Origin of the sequence: Streptomyces sp. NPDC052301 (genome assembly GCF_044593395.1) — a bacterium.
GTDB lineage: Bacteria > Actinomycetota > Actinomycetes > Streptomycetales > Streptomycetaceae > Streptomyces.
Genome location: NZ_JBIUBE010000012.1, coordinates 174,275 through 197,418, shown reverse-complemented (window position 1 = coordinate 197,418; position 23,144 = coordinate 174,275). Strand labels below are relative to the sequence as shown.

The window sequence follows — 23,144 nt, the reverse complement described above, 5'->3', positions numbered from 1 at the left end:
GCGCAACGGCGCCGCCGCATCAGCCGCCGGCCGACCCCCGCTCCGCGCCCGCCGCCGCCGCCGTCGTCGTCGTCGAATGGCGCAACGACGAGGCGCGGACGACGAGTCGGGGCTCCGCGGCAGGCATCTCGTCCCCGTTGCCCGTCGGCCCCACGGCACCGGCGCCCGGCCGTGCGCCCAGTCGGGCGAGCAACAGCTCGACCGCGTCCGCGGCGGCCCGGTCCAACCGCAGGTCGACGGCGGTGAGCGGCGGTTCGCAGGTGCGGGCGCGCAGGCCGTCGTACCGGGTGACGACCATGACGTCCTCGGGGACCCGGCGTCCCGCCTCGCGCAGCGCCCGTACGGCTCCGACGGCGAAGACGTCGACGAGCACGCACAGCGCGTCGATGCCCGGGTGCTCCGCGAGCAGCGCGGCGCAGCGGTCGTACCCCGCCCGTTCACCGCCGTCCTCCGGTGCGGTGGCGACGATCGGGGTCCAGCCGTGTGCGGTCGCGGCCCGTTCGTAGGCCGTGCGGGCGTCGACCGAGGAGTGGCGGGTGCCCGCACCGACGACCAGCGCCGGCCGCCGCGCCCCCTGGGCGCGCAGATGCTCCAGGAGCAGGTCCACGACCCGGCCGCCGTGCAGGTCGACGTAGGGGGCGTCGTCGTCGGGCGCGGTGGGACGGCCCAGCGCGACGTACGGCAGCCCGCGCTCCCGCAGCTGGGCCACGGCCGCGTCGTCCGCCTCGGGCTCCACGACGATCGCGCCGTCGATGTCGACGGAGTACAGCGCGGACCCGGACTGCACGGGAGGGATGAGCACCAGGGCGTAGTCGTGGACGAGGGCGCGCTCGGCCGCGGCGGCGGCCACCTCCATGTAGAAGCCGAGCCGCGAGGGGCCGCCGGCCACTGCGAACGGCATCGAGGATGCCAGCGCGATGGCCCTGGCCTGTCCCCGGCGCAGCCGCTGGGCTCGCAGGTTGGGGCGGTACCCCAGTTCGGCGGCGATCTTCTTGATGCGTTCCCGGGTGCGCGGATCGACCTTGCCGATGCCGTTGAGGGCATGGGACACCGTCGTCCGCGACACCGACGCCGCCGCGGCGACGTCGGCGATCGTGGGGCGGCGGGCGCCGGGGGACATGCTCATGGGCCCATCTTCGCAACCCCGGTGGCCGGCAGTCACCACCCCTCCGGGGGGCGGCGGTCCCGCGCGACCACGGCCCCGCTGCTCGACGTTCTTCGGGCGGCGGCCGCCCCTGCCTGCCGTGACGGGCGGGCATCCGCGTGGTGCGGGCCCGGTCATGGTGGGACGCTGGGTGGAGAGGTGTCCGCCGAGGGGAGCCTTGGAGGGCCGATGGGACGTGACGTCCCGGCGCTCGTCTTCACCCGCGAGGACCGCCGCCGGTACCGGATCAAGATGCACGAATGCCTCGACGCGTTGGCCCAGATGCTGCGGGACTCACGGTTCGAGTCCGAGCGGCCGCAGGTCGGCCTGGAGATCGAGCTGAACCTGGTGGACGACAACGCCGAGCCGGCGATGCGGAACAGCGATGTGCTGGAGGCGATCTCCGACCCCGCCTGGTCGACCGAGCTGGGCCGGTTCAACCTGGAGATCAACGTCCCGCCCCGGCGGCTGACGGCGGGCGGTCCGGACGCCTGGGAGTCCGAGATCCGGGCCGCGCTGAACCACGCCGACGAGCGGGCCCGCTCGGTCGGCGCCCGGCTGATCATGGTGGGAATCCTGCCGACGCTGCGGCAGAGCGACATCGAGGAGGGGGCCCTGTCGGAGAACCCCCGCTATCACCTGCTGAACGACCAGATCTTCGCGGCCCGCGGCGAGGACCTGCGCATCGAGATCGACGGCGCCGACCGGCTGCGGACGTATGCCGACACCATCACCCCGGAGGCCGCGTGCACCAGTACGCAGTTCCATCTGCAGGTGTCACCGGAGGAGTTCGCCGGCTACTGGAACGCGGCGCAGGCGATCTCGGGGGTTCAGGTCGCGCTGGCGGCGAACGCGCCGTTCCTGTTCGACAAGGAGCTGTGGCACGAGACGCGCGTCCCGTTGTTCGAACAGGCCACCGACACCCGCCCGGAGGAGATCAAGGTGCAGGGGGTACGGCCCCGGGTGTGGTTCGGCGAACGGTGGATCAACAGCGTCTTCGATCTGTTCGAGGAGAACCTGCGCTACTTCCCGGCCCTCCTGCCGCTGGTCGACGAGGAGGATCCGGTGGAGACGCTGGACCGCGGTGACATCCCGGTACTGGGCGAACTGACCCTGCACAACGGCACGATCTACCGCTGGAACCGCCCGGTGTACGCCGTCGCCCACGACGTGCCGCACATCCGGGTGGAGAACCGGGTGCTGCCCGCCGGCCCGACCGTCGCCGACACCCTCGCCAACGGCGCCTTCTACTACGGGCTCACCCGGGCCCTGGTGGAGGAGGACCGGCCGGTGTGGTCACGGATGTCCTTCTCGGCGGCCGAGGAGAACCTGCACAGCGCCGCGCGGCACGGCATCGACGCGCTGCTGTACTGGCCCGGGATGGGCGAGCTGCCGGTTCCGGAACTGGTCCTGCGGCGGCTGCTGCCGATGGCGCACCAGGGTCTGGAGCGCTCCGGCATGGACGCGGCCTGGCGGGAGCCGCTGCTCGGCATCATCGAACAGCGCTGTGTGACCGCGCGGAACGGCGCCGTGTGGCAGAAGGAGATGTTCCACCACGTCGACGCCTCCACACACGCCGGACGCCATGAGGCGCTGCGGCGGATGACGCAGCTGTACATCGACTACATGCATCTCAACGCGCCGGCCCACACCTGGCCGGTGGACTGAGCCGGTTCAGCGCCCGAGGAGGCGCAGCGCGCGGTCGAAGGCCGAGTCGCGGTTCTCGGCGAACTCCTCCTCGGTGAAGACCGGTTCGGTCAGCTGCGGCGGGATGCCCGTGCCGTCGAAGGTGCGGCCGGTGCGGGTCAGGAACTCCTCATTCGGCAGGCCGAAGAGCAGGCCGTCGGGCAGGGCTCGCACCAGCACGTCCGAGAAGACGCCCTGGGTGGGCTGCCCGATCCGCACGGTCCGCCCGGGCCGGTCCAGCAGTGCCTGGGTGAAGGTCTCGCCCGCGCTGACCGTCGAACCGCCGGTGAGGACGGCGACCGGACCGGTGCAGCGGGGCGCGTCGGCCGGGACGACGGGGACGGGTCCGGGGCGGCTGTGCCGGGTGGGATCGGCCGGGTCGTCGCGGAACCGCTTCGCGTACGCGGTGTACGGCGTGTCGGTGAGCCGCTCGGCGATCCGGATGCCGAGCGCGTCGGAGCCTCCGCCGTTCACGCGCAGGTCGATGACGAGGCCCTTGAGCCGGCGGGTCCGGCCCCGGGTGAGCACGGTGTTCAACGCCCGGTCGAGTTCGGCCTGTTCGGCGGTGAACGGCGCGTTGTCGCCGGCGTATCCGCCGAACCCGGAGATCCGCAGGTAGCCGAGGTCGCCCCACGGGTCGGCGTAGGTGATCCGGCCCGCGGCGAAGTCCCGGCGGTACGGCGCGTCCCGGAGGTCGCGGGCCACGACGAACCTCTTGGCCCTGGCGTCCAGTTCCGGGCCGGCTCTCCTCGGGTCAGCCCTTCCGTTCGCGCGCCCACACGACGTGCGCACCGTCCCACGGCACCTGTGGCAGCGGGAATCCGGTGGGCACGGCGTTCCGCCGGGCGGCTTCGGGGCCACCGGGCGATTTCTCGGTCCGGATGGTCCGGACCCACCGCACCGTGATCTCCACGGTCGCGTGTCCTACCTCGGCGCCGCAGCCGGCCGTTCGGACTCCGCGCCGGGGCACGCGGGCGCGTCCGGCAGGTGGGCCTTCGCCCACTCGGCCAGTTCCCGCAACGCCGGTTCCAGGGCGGCGCCCGCGTCCGTCAGCCGGTACGACACGCGCAGGGGCGGGCCCTCGTCGACCTCGCGGAGGACGAGCCCGGCCGCGCCGAGTTCCGCGAGCCGGTCGGACAGCATGCGCTCGCTGATGCCGGGGACGGCCCGCCGCAGGTCGGCGAAGTGCGCGGCCTGTTCCACCAGGACGGCCACGATCGGGCCGCTCCAGCGCTTTCCGAGCAGCTGGAAGACGCGGGTGATGCCGTCGTCCACCCGCTTGCACGCCTCGCTGTCATGAGTCACGTCCGCCGCCATGTGATCAGGGTACTACCTCGCCGTAGGGGGATGAAAAAAAGTAAGTCCCTGTGTTACAGATAGTCGAGTACGAAAGTTCAGCCCTAGGCGCTTCGCCACCGGCCGCACGTTTCGTTTTCCCTTTTTGCCCGCTTCTGTCCTGTCTGGAGTCATCATGGCCACCCTGCTGCACATCGACTCGTCCGTGTTCCCGTCCGAGGCGTCGGCCTCACGGGCCGTGACGGCGGCCTTCCGCGCGCACTGGCAGGAGCAGCACCCCGACGGCACGGTCGTCTACCGCGACCTGACGGCCGAGCCGGTCCCCCACATCTCCGCCGACGCGCACACCGCCGGCTTCGCCGACCCGGCGTCCCACTCGCCCGCGCAGGCCGCGGCCTTCGCCGAGCGCGTCCGGCTGATCGAGGAGCTGGAGCAGGCCGACGCGGTGCTGATCGGCGCGCCGATGTACAACTTCTCGATCCCCTCGACCCTGAAGGCGTGGCTGGACAACGTCATCCTCATCGGCCGCACCGCGGGTGAGACTCCCTCCGCCAAGGGCACCCCGGTGACGGTGGTCGCCAGCCGGGGCGGCTCGTACGCGCCGGGCACCCCGCGCGAGGGGTACGAGTACGTGCAGAACTACCTCGCGGCCGTCCTCGGCGACGCCCTCGGCCTGGACGTCGACTTCATCGTCCCGGAGCTGACCATGGCCCCGCACAACCCGGCGATGGCCGAGCTGGTCCCGCTGTACGAGGCCTCCCGCGACCGCGCCCTCGAGGAGGCCGCGGTGCAGGCCAAGCAGCTCGCCGAGCGCTTCGCGGCCTGACCGGCCCACGCGGCCCGGGCGGTGCCAGGAGCGCGGCGCCCGGGCCGCCGTCGAGGCCCGCCTCACCGGGGACCCTGCGACATTCGGCATCGGTTCGCCCCGGCCGCACCGTCGAACCGCCGGAGGCGGTCGTCCGCAGCGGCATCGGTTCGCCCCGGCCGCACCGTCGAACCGCCGGAGGCGGTCGTCCGCATCGCTGACCGCCCGGTGGTGCGGGCCCGCGCCCGGCTGCCGACCGAGGTGGCCTCTTTGCTGGGCACTCCCGCTGAACCGATGCCGGAGCACTACTTGCTGATGGCGAAACGCATCAGGGCGTGCTCGTCACCCTGCTTGATCTTCCCCGTCACGTTGATCACTTCGAGCTTCCAGCTCTCGCCCACCCGCATGGCCTTGGCCACCGCGCAGCCGTTGTCCTGGGTGAGCAGGCTGGGCCAGATGTCGGCGACCTGCTGGGAACTTCCGCCGGTGGCGTCGTACACCTTGAAACTGATGTTGCGTGCCTTCTGGAAGGAGCTGCCCCTCTTGAAGGCGGCAGCGACGAACACGATCGAGGTGATGTGGCGCGGGATGCGCGCGAATTCGACCGTCACCGTCTCGTCGTCGCCGTCCCCGCGGCCGGTCTGGTTGTCCCCGCTGTGCACGAGGGAGCCGTTGCCCATGGGGTCGAGAGAATCCAGGCCGGCCAGGCGCACCGGGTCCGAACCCTGCATGGCGACGGCGATGAGGTCCAGGTCGGTGCCGGCCTTGCGGCGGAGCACGCCCATGACTCCGCCACTGGCGCCCCCGGTGGGGTCCCAGGACACCCCGATCGACAGGTGCGTCACTCCGTCCAGATCGGCCGGGCCGTCTTCCTTGGTGAGCGTGATCATGTGTGGTTCATCCTCCTGGTGAAGGGACTGCGACACAGAGAGTGTGCCGGGGGCTTCCGGCGCCCCTCTCGACGGGTCGGGATGCCGGGGCCCGAGCTGTCGTCCACACCGGGGCGGCGCCACCGCTTGGCGTGCTCGCCGAGGAGACGGGCGAGTTCGTGGTGAACTTCGCGCCCGGACCCCGCTTTTCGCAGATCGACGCGATGGCGACCGACTTCCCGTGCGGCGAGGGCGAGTTCGACGCGGTCGACATCGAACGGAAGCCGTCGACGGTGGTGTTCGGCCGGGTGGTGCGCGCCGCCGTCCACGAGGACGTCCTGACGGCCGACGGCCCGGACATCGGCCTGCTGCGCCCGCTGTCCCGGCTCGGCGGCGACGAGTGGGGCACGGTGGGCCAGGTGCACGAGCCGGCCCGGATGCGCTACCGGGACCTCGGCCGCGACCGGGCGTCCCGCGAGCCGCGCCGGGCCGGTCCACGGACGACCGTGGCTCGGGCCTCAGGCCAGCACGAGGACGAGGGGGATGCCCCGGCACGGCACCAGGCGCAGTCCGTCGTACGTGCCGGGCCGCGCCGCGGTGAGCAGTTCGCCGAAGTCCGGGCCCCTGGTCAGGGATCCGGCCAGATGGGCGGGGTCGGCGGAGGCGGCGACCCGGCCGCGGGCGTTGACCAGATGGGCGGGGCGGGCGAGGCGGCGCAGCAGCGGCAGGACGGCCGTCTCGAAGTGCCGCAGGTACACGTCGGCGGCGGCGACCCCGGCGAACCGGCCCTGGAGGTGGACGGGTTCGGACAGGGTGAGGCTGTACTCGTCGGAGCAGAGGTAGTCGACGTACGGCCCGGCGACGGCCCGGCGCCCGGTGTCGCGGGGCAGCGCGAACCAGTCCCAGTGGGTGTAGTCGGAGTACGCCGAGTGGCCCGGATCGAGGTCGAGGAGCAGCGGACGTACGTCGCCGTCGGCGCCCGACTGCCACCACTCCAGCCAGGCCGGTACGTCGGCCAGCAGGCCCGGGGCGGCGACGAAGCCGACGCCGGAGACCAGTTCCTCGCGGGCCAGGCGCAGATGCAGTCCCGGGCGGAGGGCGGCGAGGTCGGCGCTGGCGGGCCCGCGCTCCTCGGCGGCCACCCGGTGCAACAGGGCGGAGGTGTCGGCGCGGGTCGCGGCCACGGCCTCGAAGACGGCCTCCAGCGCGCCCCCCACCTGGGCGGCCACCCAGCTCTCCGCTTCCGTGTCGAGGGTGGCGAGCCCGGGGCTGACGCCCATGGTGTCCTCCAGCGGACGGGAACCGGACGCGGCGCGGTCAGAGGGTGAGGCGTACGGCGACGAGCCGCGCCGTCGACTCCCTGACGCACCGCTCGGCCAGCGTGCCGGCCGTTTCGTGGGCCCCATCTTGCACGGCGGAGATTACGGAGCGGTGACGGTCCGCAACTTCTTCACGGAATGCGTCGTCGGCCAGGACGAGACAGAGCAGAGCGCCCACCTCGCTCTGCAGCGCGACCTGTTCGCGGGTGAGCCGGGCGGACTGGGCGGCCGCCGCGAGTTCCACGTGGAAGCGGCCGTACAGCCGGCTGCGTGCCGGCGCGTCCTCGGCGCACGCCAGCTCCTGAGCCGTTCGCCGGAGTTGACGCAGGTCCTGCGGTTCGGTGCGCTGGGCGGCGAGGCGTGCGGCGGCTCCGGACAGGGCGGCCCAGTGGTCGCCCAGGTCGCGCAGTTCCTCGGTGCTCCAGCCGCGCAGCCGGGCCCTGAGCCGGTCGTCGGCGGGGACTTCCGGCAGGGAGACGAAGCTGCCGCCGCCGCGGCCCCGGCGGGTGGTGACCAGTCCCTGTTGCCGCAGGGCCATGAGCGCCTCGCGCAGGGTGACCGTGGAGACGCCGAGCTGTCCGGCCAGCTCGGTCTCGCCCGGGAGTTGCTCGCCGTCGGCGAAGAGACCCAGTTCGATGGCGTCGCCTATGCGGCGGACGACCGTGTCCACCCGGGCCCGGTTGTCCACCGGGCTGAAGACGGCCCTGCGGGCGCCGCCCTCGGTCTGTTGTTGTCCCACGGTCACCACCTCGTGCGTTGACTCAAGCTTTACCCTAAGGGGACCTTGAGCTTTGAACTATGACTTCATATGTTTACGGCAACGTACAGCGCGCCAGAAAGGTTCCCGTATGGAGGGAATTGCGATCCGGCTGCAGGACCTGCGGAAGTCGTTCGGCGAGACGACCGCTGTGGCCGGGGTCGACCTGGAGATCCGGGACGGGGAGTTCTTCTCGATGCTCGGCCCGTCCGGCTCGGGGAAGACGACGGTCCTCCGGCTCGTCGCCGGGTTCGAGACCCCCGACGCGGGCCGGATCGAGCTCGCCGGGCAGGAAGTCACCGGCCTCGCTCCGTTCGAGCGGGACGTGCACACGGTCTTCCAGGACTACGCCCTGTTCCCGCACATGACGGTCGAGCAGAACGTCGCCTACGGACTGAAGATCCGCAAGGTGCAGAGGGCCGAACGCCTCGTCCGCGCCCGCAAGGCCCTCGCCGAGGTCCGGCTGGAGGGCTACGGCCAACGCCGTCCGGCCCAGCTGTCCGGCGGTCAGCGCCAGCGGGTCGCGCTCGCCCGGGCGCTCGTCGGCCGGCCCCGGGTGCTGCTGCTCGACGAACCGCTCGGCGCCCTCGACCTGAAACTGCGCGAGCAGATGCAGGTCGAACTCAAGGCGATCCAGCGGGAGGTCGGCATCACCTTCGTCTTCGTCACCCACGACCAGGAGGAGGCCCTGACGATGAGCGACCGCATCGCCGTCTTCGACCAGGGCCGCATCGCCCAGGTCGGCACGCCCGCCGAGATCTACGAGCGCCCGGCGACCCCGTTCGTCGCCTCCTTTGTCGGCACCTCCAACCTGCTGGACGGAGAGACGGCCCACCGGATCGTCGGCACGCCGGGCACGTACAACATACGGCCGGAGAAGATCCGCGTCCTGAAGGAGTCCGCCGAGGCGGACGAGCCGGGACACGCCACCGCCACCGGCACGGTCGCCGAGGTGGTCTACCTCGGCGGCGCCACCCGGTTCCTGGTCGATCTCGACGGCGGGGGCCGGCTCACCGCGCTGCAGCAGAACCTGGAGACGTCCTCCGAGGACGTCGCCGCCTACCGCGGCACCCGGGTCCGCCTCCAGTGGCACCGCCGGCACGCGGTCCGGCTGCCCTCCTGACCTCTCCCCCCACCTCTCACGTCTCTGGAGAACGTCGTGCGTCTCACCCGTACCCTGCGCGCCACGTCCTGTGCCGCGGCCCTGCTGCTCGCCGCCGCCTGCGGCTCCTCCTCCGGCTCCGGCGGCTCGTCCGCCACCGGCCTCAACCCGCCCGACCTCAAGGCCCCGACGAAGCTCGGGAAGACGGAGGGCCAGGTCGACCTGGTCGCCTGGGCGGGCTATGTCGAGGACGGCTCCAACGACCCCAAGGCCGACTGGGTCAGCGGCTTCGAGCGGCAGACCGGGTGCCAGGTCCACTCCAAGGTCGCCGCCAGCTCGGACGAGATGGTCAAGCTGATGAAGACCGGCGAGTACGACGCCGTCTCCGCATCCGGCGACGCCTCCCTGCGCCTGATCGCCTCCGGCGACGCCGCCCCGGTCAACACGGCGCTGGTGCCCAACTACAAGGACGTCTTCGCCGGGTTGAAGAACGGCGCCTGGAACTCGGTGCGGGGCCGGATGTACGGCATCCCGCACGGCCGGGGCGCCAACCTGCTGATGTACAACACCGAGAAGGTCTCGCCCGCGCCCACCTCCTGGTCGGCGGTCTTCGACGACGCGGCGGCCCACAAGGGCCATGTCACCGCCTACGACTCCCCGATCTACATCGCCGACGCGGCCCTCTACCTCAAGGCCACCAAGCCGGAACTGAAGATCAAGGACCCGTACGCGCTCGACCAGAAGCAGTTCGACGCGGCCGTGTCCCTGCTGAAGCGGCAGAACACGAACGTGGGCGAGTACTGGAGCGACTACCTCAAGGAGGTCTCCGCCTTCAAGAGCGGCGACTCCGTGGTCGGCACCACCTGGCAGGTCATCGCCAACCTCGCCGCCTCCGAGGGGGCCAAGGTCAGGGCGCTGGTCCCCAAGGAGGGTTCGACCGGCTGGTCCGACACCTGGATGGTCTCCGCCAAGGCCAAGCACCCCAACTGCGCCTACAAGTGGCTGAACTGGATCGTCTCGCCCAAGGTCAACGCCCAGGTCGCGGAGTACTTCGGCGAGGCACCGGCCAACGCCAGGGCGTGCGCCGAGACCAGCGACAAGAACTTCTGCACGGTCTACCACGCGGCCGACGAGAACTACTGGAAGCGGATCGCCTTCTGGAACACGCCCATCGAGCAGTGCCTCGACGGCCGCAAGGACGTGAAGTGCGTGCCGTACGCGAAGTGGGTGCAGGCCTGGACCGAGATCAAGGGCTGAACCGTGACGACCGACGTGACGACCGCCGCCGGCCGGGGAACCGTCCGGCGGCTCGCCGGAATCCTGCACCGCAGGCCCCGGCTGCGGCTGACCCTGCTGCTCACCGCCCCGCTGCTGTGGCTCGCCGTGCTCTACCTCGGCTCGCTGGCGGTGCTGTTCGTCTCCGCGTTCTGGACGACGGACTCCTTCACCTCCCAGGTGGTGAAGGTCTGGTCGACCGACAACTTCCACGAGCTGTTCACGACCCCGGTCTTCCGCCAGGTGATCCTGCGCAGCATCGGCGTGGCGCTCGCGGTGACCGCGCTGTGCGCGGTGATCGCCTTCCCCGTCGCCTTCTACACCGCGCGAGTGGCGGCCCCGCGCCGGCGGCCCCTGCTGGTCGTGGCGATCCTCACCCCGCTGTGGGCGAGTTACCTCGTCAAGGTGTACGCGTGGCGGCTCATCCTGTCCCAGGGCGGGCTCGCCGACTGGATGCTCGCGCCGTTCGGGCTGCACGGCCCCGGGTTCGGCCTGCCGGCCACCGTCCTGACGCTGACGTACCTGTGGCTGCCGTACATGATCCTGCCGATCCACACGGCCCTCGAACAGCTCCCGGCGAGCCTGCTCGACGCCTCGGCCGATCTCGGGGCGCGGGCCGGGCGGACCTTCCGCTCGGTGGTCCTGCCGATGGTGCTGCCCTCGGTCGCCGCCGGCTCGGTGTTCACCTTCTCGCTCAGCCTGGGTGACTACATCACCGTGCAGATCGTCGGCGGCAAGACGCAGCTGATCGGCAACCTCGTGTACTCCAACATCGAACTGAACCTGCCGATGGCCGCCGCGCTCGGCACCGTCCCCGTGGCCGTGATCGTCCTGTACCTGCTGGCGGTCCGCCGTACGGGCGCCCTCAACAGCCTGTAGGACCCGGAGGAAATGAGCGCCATGCATCTCAGCCGCACCGCGCGGATCGCCCTGCGCACCGGCGCCGGGCTCGGTTTCGCGGTGATCTACGTCCCGCTCCTGCTCGTCCTCGTCAACTCCTTCAGTCCGGACCGCAGCGCGAGCTGGCCGCCGCCGGGACTCACCCTGCGCTGGTGGTCGGCGGCCGTGCACAACTCCGGTGCGCGGCAGGCGCTGTGGGTCTCGGTGAAGGCGGGGCTGGGGGCGACGGCGATCGCGCTGGTCCTCGGCACGCTCATCGCGTTCGCCGTGGCCCGGCACCGCTTCTTCGGCCGCGGCACGGTGTCGTTCGTCGTGGTGCTGCCGATCGCGCTGCCCGGCATCGTCACCGGCATCGCCCTCAACTCGGCCTTCAGCACGGTCCTGGAGCCGCTCGGCGTGGGCCTCGGGCTGTTCACGGTGATCGTCGGGCATGCCACGTTCTGCATCGTGGTGGTCTTCAACAACGTGGTGGCCCGGCTGCGCCGCACGGCGGCCTCGTACGAGGAGGCGGCCATGGATCTCGGGGCGACCACCTTCCGCGCCTTCGCGGACGTCATCTTCCCGTTGGTCCGCTCCGCGCTGCTGGCCGGGGCGCTGCTCGCCTTCGCGCTGTCCTTCGACGAGATCGTGGTCACCACGTTCACCGCGGGGCCGGGTATCGAGACCCTCCCCATCTGGATCTTCGACAACATGACCCGCCCCCAGCAGGCGCCGGTGGTCAACGTCGTGGCCGCCGTGCTCGTCCTGCTGTCGGTGGTCCCGATCTACGTCGCCCAGCGCCTGTCCGCCGACACGGCGACCTCGAGCCGGGTGTGACACCCTGTGGGGCGACGAACGGGAGCGCTGGAGCACGGGGGACGCATGAACACGGAGGATGCCACCGGTCCGGAGCGGGCGGTGCGCGCGGCGTACGAGGCGGCCTCGGCGGCCGTCGCGGGACTGGGCGAGGAGGAGTCGTGGCTGCCGACCGGCTGCACCGGCTGGGCGGTCCGCGACCTCGTCTTCCACTGCCTGGGGGACGCCCAGCGCGCACTGGTGGCCCTGCACACGCCGGCGCGTGCGCCCGTGGACCGGGACGCGGTGACGTACTGGCGGGACTGGCGCCCCGACTCCGCCGGTGCGGCGAACGGCCGGCACCGGACGCGGATCGGCGCGAGCATGTTCCTCGACTTCCGTCAGCTGCGGGGCCTGTACCTGGAGACGCTGGCGGCCACCGTGCGGGCGGCGGAGGCGGCTGACCCCGACCGACCCGTCGCCACGCAGGGGCACGTGCTGACGGCCGGGGACCTGCTCACCACCCTCGCCGTGGAGGCGACCGTCCACCACCTCGACCTGACCGTCCGGCTCCCGGACGCACCGGGACCGGCGCCCGCGGGGCTGGCCGCGGTGCGTGCCACCCTGGACGGTCTGCTCGGCCGACCCGGGCTCCCGGGGTGGAGCGACACGCACTACGCGCGCGTGGGCACCGGACGGGCCGCGCTCGGCGACGCGGAGCGTGCCGCCCTGGGTGCGGCGGCGGACCGCTTCCCGCTGTTCGGCTGAGGTCCGCTGCCGCCGGGTCCTGGCGCCGCACGCCCAACCGGGCACACACCGCGGCGACACCTGCGCGGTGCGGGGCGTGCCGGTCCGCTTGATGGAAACCTGCGCCCCATGAACAACCCTCCCAGCATCAACAGTTACGTCGACCGGGTCACCGCCGGGCCCGGCGGAGCGATGACCGACGAGGTCGGCGTCATCACCGGCGATCTCACCGTCGCGACCATCCTCCGGTCCGACGGCCACAGCGTGCGTGTCGCGATCCAGTACTCGGGCAGCGACGTCTGGTACACCCTCGCCGGCAGCCCCGCCCCGGTGCCCACCGGCCAACTCGCCGCCTACCACCGGGATCTGCTGGGCCGTATCCGCCGTGGCGGAGGGACGCGCGCCACCTGAGGCCGAAAGTCGGCGGCGGCTGCGTGAGACGGCGACTCACGGGTAACCCGCGATGTCATGAACGCGTTGACGCAACGGCCGCACCGGCCGCCGAAGAAACGAACGCCGTGGCAGCCGCCGTCCATCACCGCAGTCGCGCCCCCGGGGAGGCAGTCGTGCTCTTCCTGGTCGTAGCCCTGCTCCTGCTCGGCATCGTCGTGGGAGCGGCCTCCTATCTCCCCTGGCCCGTCACGCTGCTGCTGGGCGCGCTCATCGCCGTCTGGCTCCTCGTCTTCGCGGGGCGCGAGCGGCGGCGGCGCCGCAACCGGACGAGGAGGGCCTGACCATGCGGCTGACCGCTCCGCCCTCGGCCCGCACCGGCCGCCGGGACACCGAAGGCATGGCCGTCGCCTCCTTCGTCCTCGGACTGGTCGGGCTGCTCGTCCTCAACCTCGTCCTCGGCCCCATCGCCATCGCGCTGGCCGTCATCGCGCTGCGCCGCGACACGCCACGCCGGTTCCGGGCCCTGCTCGGGCTCGGGCTGGGCATCGCCGACCTGGTGGTGCTCGCGCTCCTCGCCGCCTCCCACTCGGGGGCTTCCTGGTCCGTCTGGGGCGGCTAGCACGGTGACCGCGCGGGTCCGCCGGGTGACCGGGGGCGTCCCGTGTGCGCAGCCGCAGCGGCCGGCCCCGGGTTTCGGCCCGGTCCGCCGGGGGAGTCGGTGCCCGTGGTCTCCTACGGACCGGAGCGGCGCGTGCACGTCCCCGCGCTGCGTGCCGGCTGGCTGACCCAGGCCTTCGTGCACTGGGCCTACCCTCCGGACCAGGTGCAGCGCCTGCTGCCGGAGGGGCTGGTCGTGGACACGTTCGACGGGTCGGCGTGGGTGAGTCTCACGCCGTTCGTCATGGCCGGCGTGCGTCCGCCGGGGTTCCCGGCCGCGCTGCCCGCCTTCGCCGAGACCAATCTGCGGACCTACGTGCGCGACCGGGAGGGGCAGGACGGGCTGTGGTTCCTCTCCGCCGAGGTGGCCTGTCCCGTCATGCTCGCCGCCCGCGCGGTCGGCGTGCCGTACCACATGGGCCGTCTGGGGCTGGCCCGGCGGTCCGGCGCCCTCGCCTACGCCGGTTCCCGGTGGGGCGGTGACCCGTCGTACCGGGTGGTCGTCCGCCCCGGTGAGCCGGTGCGGCCCTCCCGCCGCGACGTGTGGCTGACCTCACGGTGGCGGGCCTTCACGCGTCGGTTCGGCGCTCTCTGGGAGACGACCGTCGAACACGAGCCCTGGCCGCTGCGCGAGGCCGGCATCGAGGCCCTGTCGGAGACCCTCACCCGGGCGGTGGGGCTGCCCCCGCCCGTCAGGGAGCCGCTGGCGCACTTCTCGGACGGGGTGCGCAAGGTACGCCTCGGTCTCTCCCACCCCGTACGCCCGCCTCGCGGTCGGGGTGGCGGGGACGCTCCGTCGGCGTCGCACCGGGGAGCGGGCGGCACGGAGTGAAACCGCTGGCCGTGGCCCTCGCGACGGCGTCCGGTGCGGCCGTCATGCCGTCGGCCGCGCAGGGTTCCACCCGGTTGCGGTTCGACGGGTGGATCGCCGGGGTCGGGACGACGTCCGGGACCCGTCTGGTGCTCGGCCACTGGCCCCGCTCGCCGTTCGGGCCGTTCAGCGACGTGATGCTCGAGCGGGCCGACGGGCACCGTCTGCTGCTGGCGCCCACCCGGCGCACGGCCGAGTTCGTCGCGGGCACCTATGCCTTCGACGAGGTGCGGGTCGTCCCCGTACGGGTCCATGTCGGCGGGAACCGCTGGACCGTCGACGCGGCCCCGGTGCTCGGTCTGAGCCTCACCGTCGGCCGGCGCGGCCCGCTGGGGCTCCTGCTGCGGGCGGTGCCCGGTGCGCTGGCCGCCCGGACCTTCTGGACCGCGCTGGCGGATCCGGTCGCCCGGGTGCTGCTGGGCGTGCGGACCCGGGGCACGGCCGGGGGCGGCCGGCGCGAGTGGTACGCCGCGCGCGACCTGCATCGGATCACGGCGGCGACCGCCGTGCACGAGGGCCGCGACCTCGGCCTGCTGACCGAGGTGGAACCGCCGGTACGGTTCGGTTTCGGCTCGACGCCCCGCAGGCCGTGCCTCGTACGCGTCACGACGACGGTGAGCCTTCCTGACCGTCCGTCAATCCCTTAGCGGACGCCATGCGTTGTTCCCCATGAACACGCAAAGGGCCACTCCCGCACCTTGACCGGCTTATGGTCCAGACCAATCATGGCCTAGACCAATAGCCCCGGCCGGGCTGCACCGTGCGACACCCCGCTCGATCGCCTGTCGTCCGCTTTCCGGGAGTACCCGATGACCCGTCCGAGATCCGTACGCGCGCTGCTGTCCGGCGTGGCCACCCTGGCTGCGTCCGCCGGGCTCGCCCTCGGGACCGGGGGCACCGCGCACGCGGCCACCCCGCTGCCCGCGCACGTCTTCGCGCCCTACTTCGAGTCCTACAACGGCGACAGCCCCGCCGCCCTCGCCCAGTCCTCCGGCGCCACATACCTCACCATGGCCTTCCTCCAGGCCGACAAGAAGGGCTCCTGCACCCCGTACTGGAACGGGGACGGCACGAAGCCCGTGGACAGCTCCGTCTTCGGCGGCGACTTCGCCACCATCCGCTCCCGCGGCGGCGACGTCATCCCCTCGCTCGGCGGATACGCCGCCGACAACGGCGGCACCGAGATCGCCGACAGCTGCACGGACGTGGACTCCGTCGCCGCCGCCTACGAGAAGATCATCACCACCTACGACGTCTCGCGGCTGGACATGGACGTCGAGGACAACTCGCTCACGAACACCGCCGGTATCGACCGCCGCAACCAGGCCATCAAGAAGGTGCAGGACTGGGCCGCCGCCAACGGTCGCGCCGTGCAGTTCTCCTACACCCTGCCCACCACCACGACCGGCCTCGCCGACAGCGGGCTCGCCGTGCTGCGCAGCGCCAAGAACGCGGGCGCCAAGGTGGACGTCGTCAACCTGATGACGTTCGACTACTACGACGGCGCCACCCACCACATGGCCACCGACACCGAGACCGCCGCGAGCGGACTGCACGACCAACTCGCCGGTCTCCACCCGAACCTGTCGGACACCCAGCTGTGGAACATGGTCGGCGTCACCGAGATGCCCGGCGTGGACGACTACGGCCCCGCGGAGACCTTCACCACCGCCGACGCGAGCACCGTGTACGACTGGGCGGTCGCCAAGGGCATCAACACACTCTCCTTCTGGGCCCTGCAGCGGGACAACGGCGGCTGCCCCGGCTCCGGCGCCTCCGACACCTGCTCCGGCATCGCCCAGGACACCTGGTACTTCACGCACACCTTCGCGCCCTTCACCGGCGGTACGACGACCCCGCCGGCCAATGACTTCTCCCTCACCCTCTCCCCCGCCACCGCCTCGGTCGACCCGGGCGGCACCGCGGCAGCGACCGTGAGGACGGCGGTGACCTCGGGCGGCGCGCAGACCGTCGGCCTCACGGTGAGCGGCGCGCCGAGCGGGGCGACCGCCTCCCTGAGCCCGTCGTCGGTCACCGCGGGCGGCACCTCCACGCTCACCGTGAAGACCGGCGCCTCCACCGCACCCGGCACCTACACCCTGACCGTCACCGGCACCGCGGGCTCGACCCGGCACAGCTCCACGCTCACCCTGACGGTCAAGGGAGCCGGCGGCACGGCCGTCCTCGGCAACGGCGACTTCGAGAGCGGCTCGCTCACTCCCTGGACCTGCGACAGCGGGGCCGCGGTGGTCTCCTCGCCCGTGCACGGCGGCTCCCACGCGCTGAAGACCGCGCCGTCCGCCTCGCAGACCGGCCAGTGCGCGCAGACCCTCACCCTGAAGCCCAACGCCTCCTACACGCTGAGCGGCTGGGTGCAGGGCCCGTACGCCTACCTCGGGGTCAGCGGCGGCGCGACCGCCAGCACCTGGGCGTCCTCCTCGTCGTGGACGAAGCTGACGGTGCCGTTCACCACCGGCTCCTCCGGCACGGTCACGGTGTACGTCCACGGCTGGTACGGGCAGGGTGCCGTCGTCGCGGACGACCTGGCCCTCTCCTGATCCGTCCCCGCGGCCGGCCCCGCCCGCAGGTCACCGGCTGGGGCCGGCCGCGCTGATCAGCCCCAGCGTGGACTCGGGGTCGTACTCCACCGCCACGTCCCCCAGGGCGATGATCCCGACCACGCGCCCGTCCTCGACGACCGGCAGCCGGCGCAGCGCCTTGCCCCGCATCAGCTGCACGGCCCGGTCCACGTCGTCGTCCGGTGCCACGGTGACCAGCTCGCCGCTGCACGCCTCCGCCACCGTGCGCCGGGCGACGTCCCCGCCCTCGGCCAGGATCCGCACGGTCAGGTCCCGGTCGGTGACCAGCCCCCGCAGCCGGTGGCCCGCGCAGACCAGGACCGCGCCGATGTCCTCGTCACGCATCCGGGCGGCCACCTCGCAGACCGGGGTCTGAGGTTCCACCGCCACCGGGTTGCAGGTCATGATCTCGCGGACCGCCTGCGCCATGCGCTCCTCCTCGCCCCTGCGTCGACCGCCTCGTCGGGCAGGTACCCCGGAAACGGCCGCTTCCTCCCCGTCGGCGCGATCAGTGTCCGAGCCGTGATCCCGCCCCCCGGCCACATCCGGCACTCCCGTCCCACCTTCCGTAGGCTGAGAAGTCCCGGAGCTCCTCCGGGAGGTCTCCCCGCAGGCAGGAGACGGTCGTGATCGAACTGGCCGCGGTGTTCGCCGTCGCGGGAGCGGCGAGCAACGCCGTGGGTACCGCCTTCCAGCGCAAGGTCGCGTCGACCTCGCAGCGGCGCGGGATCCGGCTGGTCGTGGAGCTGGCCCGGCAGCCGTTCTGGCTGATCGGCATGGCCGGGGTGATCTGTGCCGCGCTGTTCCAGAGCCTGGCACTGGTCAACGGCCCGCTCTCCCTGGTCCAGCCGCTGTTCATCCTGGAGCTGCCCTTCGCGCTGCTCGTCGCCGCCCCTCTGATGCACCGGCGGCTGCCGCACTCGGGCTGGTGGGGTGTCGGCGGATGCGTCGTGGGCCTCGCCGTCCTGCTGGTCGCGGCGGCCCCGCACGGCGCGGTCGACCAGGCCCCGCTCGTGCGCTGGATCCCGGCCCTGTGCCTGTGCGTCGGCGCGATGGCCGGGGCCGTTGTGCTGGCCGGCCGGGGACGCCCGCCGGCCCGGCGCGCCGCACTGCTGGCGGCCGCCTCCGCGATCGGCAACGCCCTCACCGCCGCCCTGCTGAAGTCGGCGACGGGCACCTTCGCCGACCACGGCTTCACCGCGTTCCTGCGGTCCTGGCAGACGTACGGCTTCGCACTGGCCGGCACGGCCGCGGTGATCCTGCTGGAGAACGCGCTCCAGGCCGGTCCCCTGGCCGCCGCGCAGCCCGCGCTGACCATCGGCGACGCGGTGGTGAGCCTGACCCTCGGCATCACCCTGTTCGACGAGCGGATCCGCACCGGCTGGTGGCTGGTACCGGAGGCGTGCGGTGCCCTGCTGATCGTCGTCGGTGTGCTGGTCCTCAGCCGGGCCGTCCAGCGCATCGTCGTGCTGCCGGTCCGGGCCGAGCAGCGCGACCTGGCGACGTGAGACGGTTCAGGGTCGGCGACCCGGCGACAGGGCACGGGTCAGGGGGCGGCGACCCGGCGACAGGGCACGGGTCAGGGGGCGGCGACCAGCGGCGGCTCACCCCGGTCGGCCGTCAGCGCCGCCCACAGGGCACGCACCGGCGCCGGACCGAGACGGTCCGCCAGCACCGACTCGATCACCCCGCTCGTGGCGCGCGCCCGCTCGTGCACCCGCTGTCCCTCGGCGGTCGTCCGGATCAGGCGGCGGCGCGCGGACTCGGGGCCGGCAGCCTGCTCCAGCAGCCCCATGCCGATCAGTCCGTGCACCGCCTGATGAGCCGTCTGCCGGGTGACGCCCCTCCTTCGGGCCAGTTCGGAGACGGTGGTGCCCTCGGCGTCGAGCAGTGCGAAGACGGAGGCCTGCGCCGTGGTCACCGGCTGCTCGCCCGCGGCCTCCATGCTGGCGAACAGGGCGTCCTCGACCCAGCGGCGGGCCTCGGACAGAAGCTGGGGCAGGTCGGCGGCGCGATGACTCATGGCTCCTCGGAGGGTCGGGTACCCGCGGATTATCCTCCGGGTGCCGCCCTGCGGCGGATGCGGCCGCCGCACCCGTCTCAGGCGCAGCGGCGGGCGACGAACGCGGCCGTCAGGGCGAACCACCGCTCGACCTCGTCGTCCGTGAGCCCGACCCACAGACGGTTGCCGCCGGCACCGGCACGTGTTCCACCGCGACGCCCGCCGCGGGCAGGGCCCTGGCCGGCCGTTCGACCTGTGCACAGGGCACGACGGCGTCCCGGGTGCCGTGCAGGACGAGGAAAGGCGGTGCGTCCGGCGTCATCCGCAGGGCGGGGCTGGCGCCCCGGGCCGGGACCGGTGCCTCGGCGGGCGCGGCGCCGAGGAGGAGCGCCTCGACCGAGGCCGGGTCGTACGGGTCGAAACGGCCCGGCGGCAGGTCCTCGGCGAGGCGGGTGAGATCGGTGGGTGCGTACCAGACGGCACATCCACGCACGGTCGCGGTCGCGCCCTGCCGGCCGGTCGTTGACCCGCAGGACCGCGTACAGGACGCCGACCGGCACGCCCGCGAGCAGCGTCTCGACGCTGGGCACGGCGGTCAGCTCCCGGTGCGCCACTGGTGGCCGGGCAGGAAGCGGACGTCGTACTCCTGCGGCACGGTCGCGAACTTCTCCGGTGCGGGCACGAACGGCTGTGCGGGCAGGCCGAGTTCCTCGACCGGTGTGCCCAGGTTCTCGAAGAACCGCTCGAAGGTGCCGCCCGGTCCGGCCGCGACTCCGACGACCTGCGAGTGGTGGCGCTCCATGCGGTAGGCGTGGACGCAGTTCTTCGGGACGAAGCCGAAGTCGCCCGGGATCAGCAGCTTTACAGCGGGCCCAGTCCACCCTCTACGACCTGCAGCTTTCCATGTACCGCCTACTATCGGGGGGCGCCTGGGGGAAGCAGAGCCACGGCGACGGGTCTGCGCAGACAGCTGCAGGCGGATGGGCACCGCTTTAGGAGTTCGATCTAGCCTCGGCCCAGTCGCGCCTCGCCTCGTGTGCCGGTGGCACGCGCCGTCGTGACGCCGATCTCCTGCGGCCGTCCCGTGCTCCTGCGATCGTGCCTACGTCGCTGGAAACCAAGCTGCGACCTGCACCGAAGGTGCTCGAGCCGTCACCAGTCGGGGAGCCATGGCGATCGTCGGAAAAACTCCCCAGGTAGCTTCTGTTGGTCGATACTGGGGTGAGGGGCCGGAGTACTGGCAACCATCGCTGTCGATGAAACGTTCGAGCTGAGATTGGGTGCAAACGGCGTGGTGAGCGAAATTGGACTGGGTGAAGCCATCAGGGCGCTCCGCGAGGAGTTGACCGAGGCCAAGGGGGAGGGGGAGGGTTCATGGATGCGGTTCCAGGTCAGTCCGGTGAACCTGGAGCTTCAACTGGTCGTGACGAAGGATGTAAACGGCAAGATTGGGTGGAAGGTAGTGGAGGCTGGGGCTTCCATCGATTCGGTGAGAACACAGAAGGTCAATTTGACGTTGTCTCCGCAATGGTGGAATCCGTCTGAGGGGGAGTATTCAGCGGATTGGCTGGTGTCGGGTGTCGTGCCAGCGTCGACCGCCTCTCAGGCGGGTTCGGCTCACCAGGGTGTACCCGATGCGGATTCCGACCCTGAGGATGAGAACTAAGCCTCGGCACGCAACGGGGGTGAAGATGTGGCCTTCAAGCGGGTGCCCTTAGAGCGGGTCGTTGCTGTGATCGCCCAATTGCCTGACGGCAGACGCCGATGGGGGTCTGGGTTCCTCATCACAGCGACCAAAGTACTGACAGCCTGGCACTGTACTGCCGAGGATCCAACCACGAGGCTCCGGGTGCCGCTAATGGTGCGGCGCTGGGTGGATAATGAATGGCAGGCTGCACTTGTCACGGACTACGTAGCATCCCGCAGCCACGCGAAAGCACACGGAGCCTGGGGTCTGGACGTAGCGCTTCTTAACCTGTGTGAGCCGCCATGGGCGGGCGTTAGCTGGACACCCCCACCGTTTGCACGTGTCGATCGCAGCCAGTCGGGTGAGCTTGTGGACTGCGTCGCAATGGGATACCCGATGTACGCACTAGAACCGGATGGGTTTGTCGTAGCGGCCGAGTTCCACGGCTTCATCCGCCAGACCGAAGGAGCAGGAGCGGCAGCAAACCATCTTGTGGTGCGTGACGAAAAGCTCGGGGAGATGCAACCAGCGCCACAAGGGCCTCCCCGGCAGATTGTGGAAGGGTCGCCGTGGGGCGGACTATCCGGGGCACTCGTCTTCCACGAGGGGCACGCGCTCGGTCACGTCGTCCAGCACCGTCCGCACCTGGGCAACAACCCGCTCATCGTGGTCCCCATCGACAGGATCGCCCGCTCAACCGCTCGACGCGCCCGCCAGATCGCGAGCGCACTCGGCCTGCCCGGAGTGGATGCGCTACCAGTGGCCGCCGGAGCGGTACAAGAATTGACCGGCCTGGTAGACCAGCTCAGCGCAGACAACGACCTGCCGATTGTCGCTGACCTAACGCCCTACCAACTGGGTGCTGATCCAACAGAGTACGGAGACCGTCACCGACACGGTCACAAGGACCCTTACCTACCGCGCACCGCTCATGACGTCGACAACCGTGTTCGCGAGGCCCTCGGCGTTCCCGGCCGCATGGTGATTTTGGTCGGGCCATCGAAGGCAGGCAAGACCCGCACCGCGTTCGAAGGCCTCCGTGCAGTGTGGCCACATACCCGCCTCGCAAAGCCGGACCCCGCTCGATTCGCGGACCTGATAGCACATCCCCGGATCATAGGCAGCAGCTGGCCACTGGTCGTGTGGCTCGACGATCTTCAGCGCTACCTCGTCGGCGACAAGGCATTGACGCCAGCCCGGCTTGAGGCCCTGACTTCCAGACCAGGGGACACGATCGTGCTCGCAACGCTCCGCCAGGAAGAGCGAGCGCGCTTGAACGAGCACGTCGATCTGGCTCCCGGTACTCGCCAGCTACTCGATGACGCTGCGCCTACCACCATCACGCTGGAGCCCACGAGCGCGGACCTTGACGAGCAGACCGCCGCGCGCGCCATCTACCCCGCCCTGGATCTCACGAAGTACGGGCTTGCCGAGCAGCTGGCCGGCGCACCGGCACTGCTTCGCCAGTACACGGACGCTCCTCCGCTGCTACGCGCCGTGCTTCAGACAGCGATTGACTGGCAGCGCATCACCCTCGAACAGCCCATTGAGGAAGCCCTCCTCAGGGATCTTGCCAAAGAGCGCCTATTGAGCATCGCCGCGTACCTCAATCCCAGCAACACGGAAATTTCCTCCGTCATCGAGCAGGCACGGACCCCGCCCACAGACTCCGACGGGCGCACGACGGGACAGCTCGCCGCGCTCGCCGTCCACAGACTGGACGACAGCACGTGGCACTACACCGCCTACCCCTACCTGGTTGCGCACGACGACGGGCAGGGCGGAGGCGGCCGTCCGATCCCCGACGCATTCTGGACGCGTAGCCTCGCCGACGCCGACGAGCCCACCGCCAACCTGATAGGCACCTCCGCCTACTACCGCGGAAAGCCCGACATCGCCCGCAAGGCTCTTACAATTGCTGCCGTCGCCGGGAACGCACATGCCATGCGCAACCTCGGCTGGCTGTACGTGAACGAGACGTCGCCGCCAGATCTCGAGGCTGGCCAGCGTTGGTACAAACGTGCCGCTTACCTCGGTAACGCCTCAGCCATGCGCAGCCTCGGTCTTCTGTTCGCCGACCGGCTTGATCCGCCGGACCTGGACGCAGCACAGGAGTGGTACCGCAAGGCCATCGAGGCCGGCAACACCGACGCGATGCGCGACCTCGGAATTCTGCTCGCCGACCGGCTTGATCCGCCGGACCTGGACGCAGCACAGGAGTGGTTTTGCAAGGCCATCGAGGCCGGCAACACCGAATGCATGCGCGACCTCGGCATTCTGC

General features: G+C 71.5%; 22 protein-coding genes and 5 pseudogenes. 17 read left to right on the top strand and 10 right to left on the bottom strand.

Annotation, left to right across the window (positions count from 1 at the left end; all coding sequences use genetic code 11):
- Positions 1–19: 19 nt before the first annotated feature.
- Complete coding sequence (locus tag ACIHEJ_RS30030; RefSeq protein WP_400140215.1) at positions 20–1,126, bottom strand: substrate-binding domain-containing protein; 1,107 nt, start codon at positions 1,124–1,126, stop codon at positions 20–22.
- Positions 1,127–1,333: 207 nt separating this feature from the next.
- Here ACIHEJ_RS30030 and ACIHEJ_RS30025 point away from each other — a divergent pair, with 207 nt between their 5' ends.
- Positions 1,334–2,812 (top strand): glutamate--cysteine ligase, encoded by a 1,479-nt coding sequence (locus ACIHEJ_RS30025; protein WP_400140214.1) that lies wholly within the window; start codon positions 1,334–1,336, stop codon positions 2,810–2,812.
- Positions 2,813–2,818: 6 nt separating this feature from the next.
- Here the strand turns inward: ACIHEJ_RS30025 and ACIHEJ_RS30020 are convergent.
- Positions 2,819–3,565 (bottom strand): annotated as a pseudogene (locus ACIHEJ_RS30020) (S41 family peptidase); the annotation flags it as partial.
- 189 nt (positions 3,566–3,754) lie between these two features.
- Positions 3,755–4,147, bottom strand: coding sequence for a winged helix-turn-helix transcriptional regulator (locus tag ACIHEJ_RS30015; protein WP_400140213.1), 393 nt, complete (start codon positions 4,145–4,147; stop codon positions 3,755–3,757).
- A 154-nt stretch (positions 4,148–4,301) separates the two neighbouring features.
- Here ACIHEJ_RS30015 and ACIHEJ_RS30010 point away from each other — a divergent pair, with 154 nt between their 5' ends.
- Together ACIHEJ_RS30010 and ACIHEJ_RS30005 are read left to right on the top strand one after the other, a co-directional pair.
- Positions 4,302–4,952, top strand: coding sequence for an FMN-dependent NADH-azoreductase (locus ACIHEJ_RS30010; protein WP_400140212.1), 651 nt, complete (start codon positions 4,302–4,304; stop codon positions 4,950–4,952).
- A gap of 144 nt (positions 4,953–5,096) precedes the next feature.
- Positions 5,097–5,187 (top strand): annotated as a pseudogene (locus tag ACIHEJ_RS30005) (thioesterase family protein); the annotation flags it as partial.
- A 49-nt stretch (positions 5,188–5,236) separates the two neighbouring features.
- On the opposite strand, the gene ACIHEJ_RS30000 reads toward ACIHEJ_RS30005, so the two are convergent.
- The 3 genes from ACIHEJ_RS30000 to ACIHEJ_RS29990 form a co-directional block, all read right to left on the bottom strand.
- A complete protein-coding gene (locus ACIHEJ_RS30000; protein ID WP_400140211.1) occupies positions 5,237–5,821 on the bottom strand; it encodes a TerD family protein in 585 nt (194 codons plus the stop codon).
- A gap of 497 nt (positions 5,822–6,318) precedes the next feature.
- A complete protein-coding gene (locus tag ACIHEJ_RS29995) occupies positions 6,319–7,080 on the bottom strand; it encodes a cache domain-containing protein (RefSeq protein WP_400140210.1) in 762 nt (253 codons plus the stop codon).
- 37 nt (positions 7,081–7,117) lie between these two features.
- Positions 7,118–7,858 carry a FadR/GntR family transcriptional regulator gene (locus ACIHEJ_RS29990; RefSeq protein WP_400140209.1) on the bottom strand — a complete coding sequence of 247 codons (741 nt, stop codon included), beginning with the start codon at positions 7,856–7,858 and terminating at the stop codon, positions 7,118–7,120.
- 109 nt (positions 7,859–7,967) lie between these two features.
- On the opposite strand from ACIHEJ_RS29990, the gene ACIHEJ_RS29985 reads away from it, so the two are divergent.
- The 11 genes from ACIHEJ_RS29985 to ACIHEJ_RS29935 all read left to right on the top strand — a co-directional run bounded on the left by ACIHEJ_RS29985 (position 7,968) and on the right by ACIHEJ_RS29935 (position 17,153).
- Positions 7,968–8,999 carry an ABC transporter ATP-binding protein gene (locus ACIHEJ_RS29985; RefSeq protein WP_400140208.1) on the top strand — a complete coding sequence of 344 codons (1,032 nt, stop codon included), beginning with the start codon at positions 7,968–7,970 and terminating at the stop codon, positions 8,997–8,999.
- Positions 9,000–9,035: 36 nt separating this feature from the next.
- Positions 9,036–10,235, top strand: coding sequence for an ABC transporter substrate-binding protein (locus ACIHEJ_RS29980; protein ID WP_400140207.1), 1,200 nt, complete (start codon positions 9,036–9,038; stop codon positions 10,233–10,235).
- 3 nt (positions 10,236–10,238) lie between these two features.
- The gene (locus ACIHEJ_RS29975; RefSeq protein WP_400140206.1) at positions 10,239–11,132 is read left to right on the top strand and encodes an ABC transporter permease; all 894 of its coding nucleotides are present in this window, start codon (positions 10,239–10,241) and stop codon (positions 11,130–11,132) included.
- A 21-nt stretch (positions 11,133–11,153) separates the two neighbouring features.
- Entirely contained in the window at positions 11,154–11,969 is an 816-nt protein-coding gene (locus ACIHEJ_RS29970; protein WP_400140269.1) for an ABC transporter permease, read from the top strand.
- A gap of 45 nt (positions 11,970–12,014) precedes the next feature.
- A complete protein-coding gene (locus ACIHEJ_RS29965; RefSeq protein WP_400140205.1) occupies positions 12,015–12,695 on the top strand; it encodes a maleylpyruvate isomerase N-terminal domain-containing protein in 681 nt (226 codons plus the stop codon).
- Between the two features lie 108 nt (positions 12,696–12,803).
- The gene (locus tag ACIHEJ_RS29960; protein WP_400140204.1) at positions 12,804–13,085 is read left to right on the top strand and encodes a hypothetical protein; all 282 of its coding nucleotides are present in this window, start codon (positions 12,804–12,806) and stop codon (positions 13,083–13,085) included.
- Between the two features lie 107 nt (positions 13,086–13,192).
- A complete protein-coding gene (locus ACIHEJ_RS29955) occupies positions 13,193–13,408 on the top strand; it encodes a hypothetical protein (RefSeq protein ID WP_400140203.1) in 216 nt (71 codons plus the stop codon).
- A 2-nt stretch (positions 13,409–13,410) separates the two neighbouring features.
- Complete coding sequence (locus tag ACIHEJ_RS29950) at positions 13,411–13,686, top strand: DUF4190 domain-containing protein (RefSeq protein WP_366013739.1); 276 nt, start codon at positions 13,411–13,413, stop codon at positions 13,684–13,686.
- A 105-nt stretch (positions 13,687–13,791) separates the two neighbouring features.
- Positions 13,792–14,556, top strand: a complete 765-nt coding sequence (locus ACIHEJ_RS29945; protein WP_400140202.1) for a YqjF family protein — start codon at positions 13,792–13,794, stop codon at positions 14,554–14,556.
- Between the two features lie 44 nt (positions 14,557–14,600).
- Positions 14,601–15,242: a hypothetical protein gene (locus ACIHEJ_RS29940; RefSeq protein ID WP_400140268.1), complete on the top strand. Its 642-nt coding sequence runs from the start codon at positions 14,601–14,603 to the stop codon at positions 15,240–15,242.
- Between the two features lie 162 nt (positions 15,243–15,404).
- Positions 15,405–17,153 (top strand): carbohydrate binding domain-containing protein, encoded by a 1,749-nt coding sequence (locus ACIHEJ_RS29935; RefSeq protein WP_400140201.1) that lies wholly within the window; start codon positions 15,405–15,407, stop codon positions 17,151–17,153.
- 30 nt (positions 17,154–17,183) lie between these two features.
- Here ACIHEJ_RS29935 and ACIHEJ_RS29930 read toward each other — a convergent pair whose 3' ends face one another.
- Positions 17,184–17,603, bottom strand: a complete 420-nt coding sequence (locus ACIHEJ_RS29930; RefSeq protein ID WP_400140200.1) for a CBS domain-containing protein — start codon at positions 17,601–17,603, stop codon at positions 17,184–17,186.
- Between the two features lie 197 nt (positions 17,604–17,800).
- On the opposite strand from ACIHEJ_RS29930, the gene ACIHEJ_RS29925 reads away from it, so the two are divergent.
- Positions 17,801–18,682 (top strand): DMT family transporter, encoded by an 882-nt coding sequence (locus ACIHEJ_RS29925; RefSeq protein WP_400140199.1) that lies wholly within the window; start codon positions 17,801–17,803, stop codon positions 18,680–18,682.
- Positions 18,683–18,753: 71 nt separating this feature from the next.
- Here the strand turns inward: ACIHEJ_RS29925 and ACIHEJ_RS29920 are convergent, their stop codons facing one another.
- The 3 genes and pseudogenes from ACIHEJ_RS29920 to ACIHEJ_RS29910 all read right to left on the bottom strand — a co-directional run.
- Positions 18,754–19,197, bottom strand: a complete 444-nt coding sequence (locus tag ACIHEJ_RS29920) for a MarR family winged helix-turn-helix transcriptional regulator (RefSeq protein WP_400140198.1) — start codon at positions 19,195–19,197, stop codon at positions 18,754–18,756.
- A gap of 109 nt (positions 19,198–19,306) precedes the next feature.
- Positions 19,307–19,672 (bottom strand): annotated as a pseudogene (locus tag ACIHEJ_RS29915) (hypothetical protein); the annotation flags it as partial.
- Positions 19,673–19,771: 99 nt separating this feature from the next.
- A pseudogene (locus ACIHEJ_RS29910) lies at positions 19,772–20,038 on the bottom strand (quercetin 2,3-dioxygenase); the annotation flags it as partial.
- A gap of 429 nt (positions 20,039–20,467) precedes the next feature.
- On the opposite strand from ACIHEJ_RS29910, the gene ACIHEJ_RS29905 reads away from it, so the two are divergent.
- Together ACIHEJ_RS29905 and ACIHEJ_RS29900 are read left to right on the top strand one after the other, a co-directional pair.
- Positions 20,468–20,842, top strand: coding sequence for a trypco2 family protein (locus tag ACIHEJ_RS29905; protein WP_400140197.1), 375 nt, complete (start codon positions 20,468–20,470; stop codon positions 20,840–20,842).
- 516 nt (positions 20,843–21,358) lie between these two features.
- Positions 21,359–23,144, top strand: a pseudogene (locus ACIHEJ_RS29900) (hypothetical protein); the annotation flags it as partial.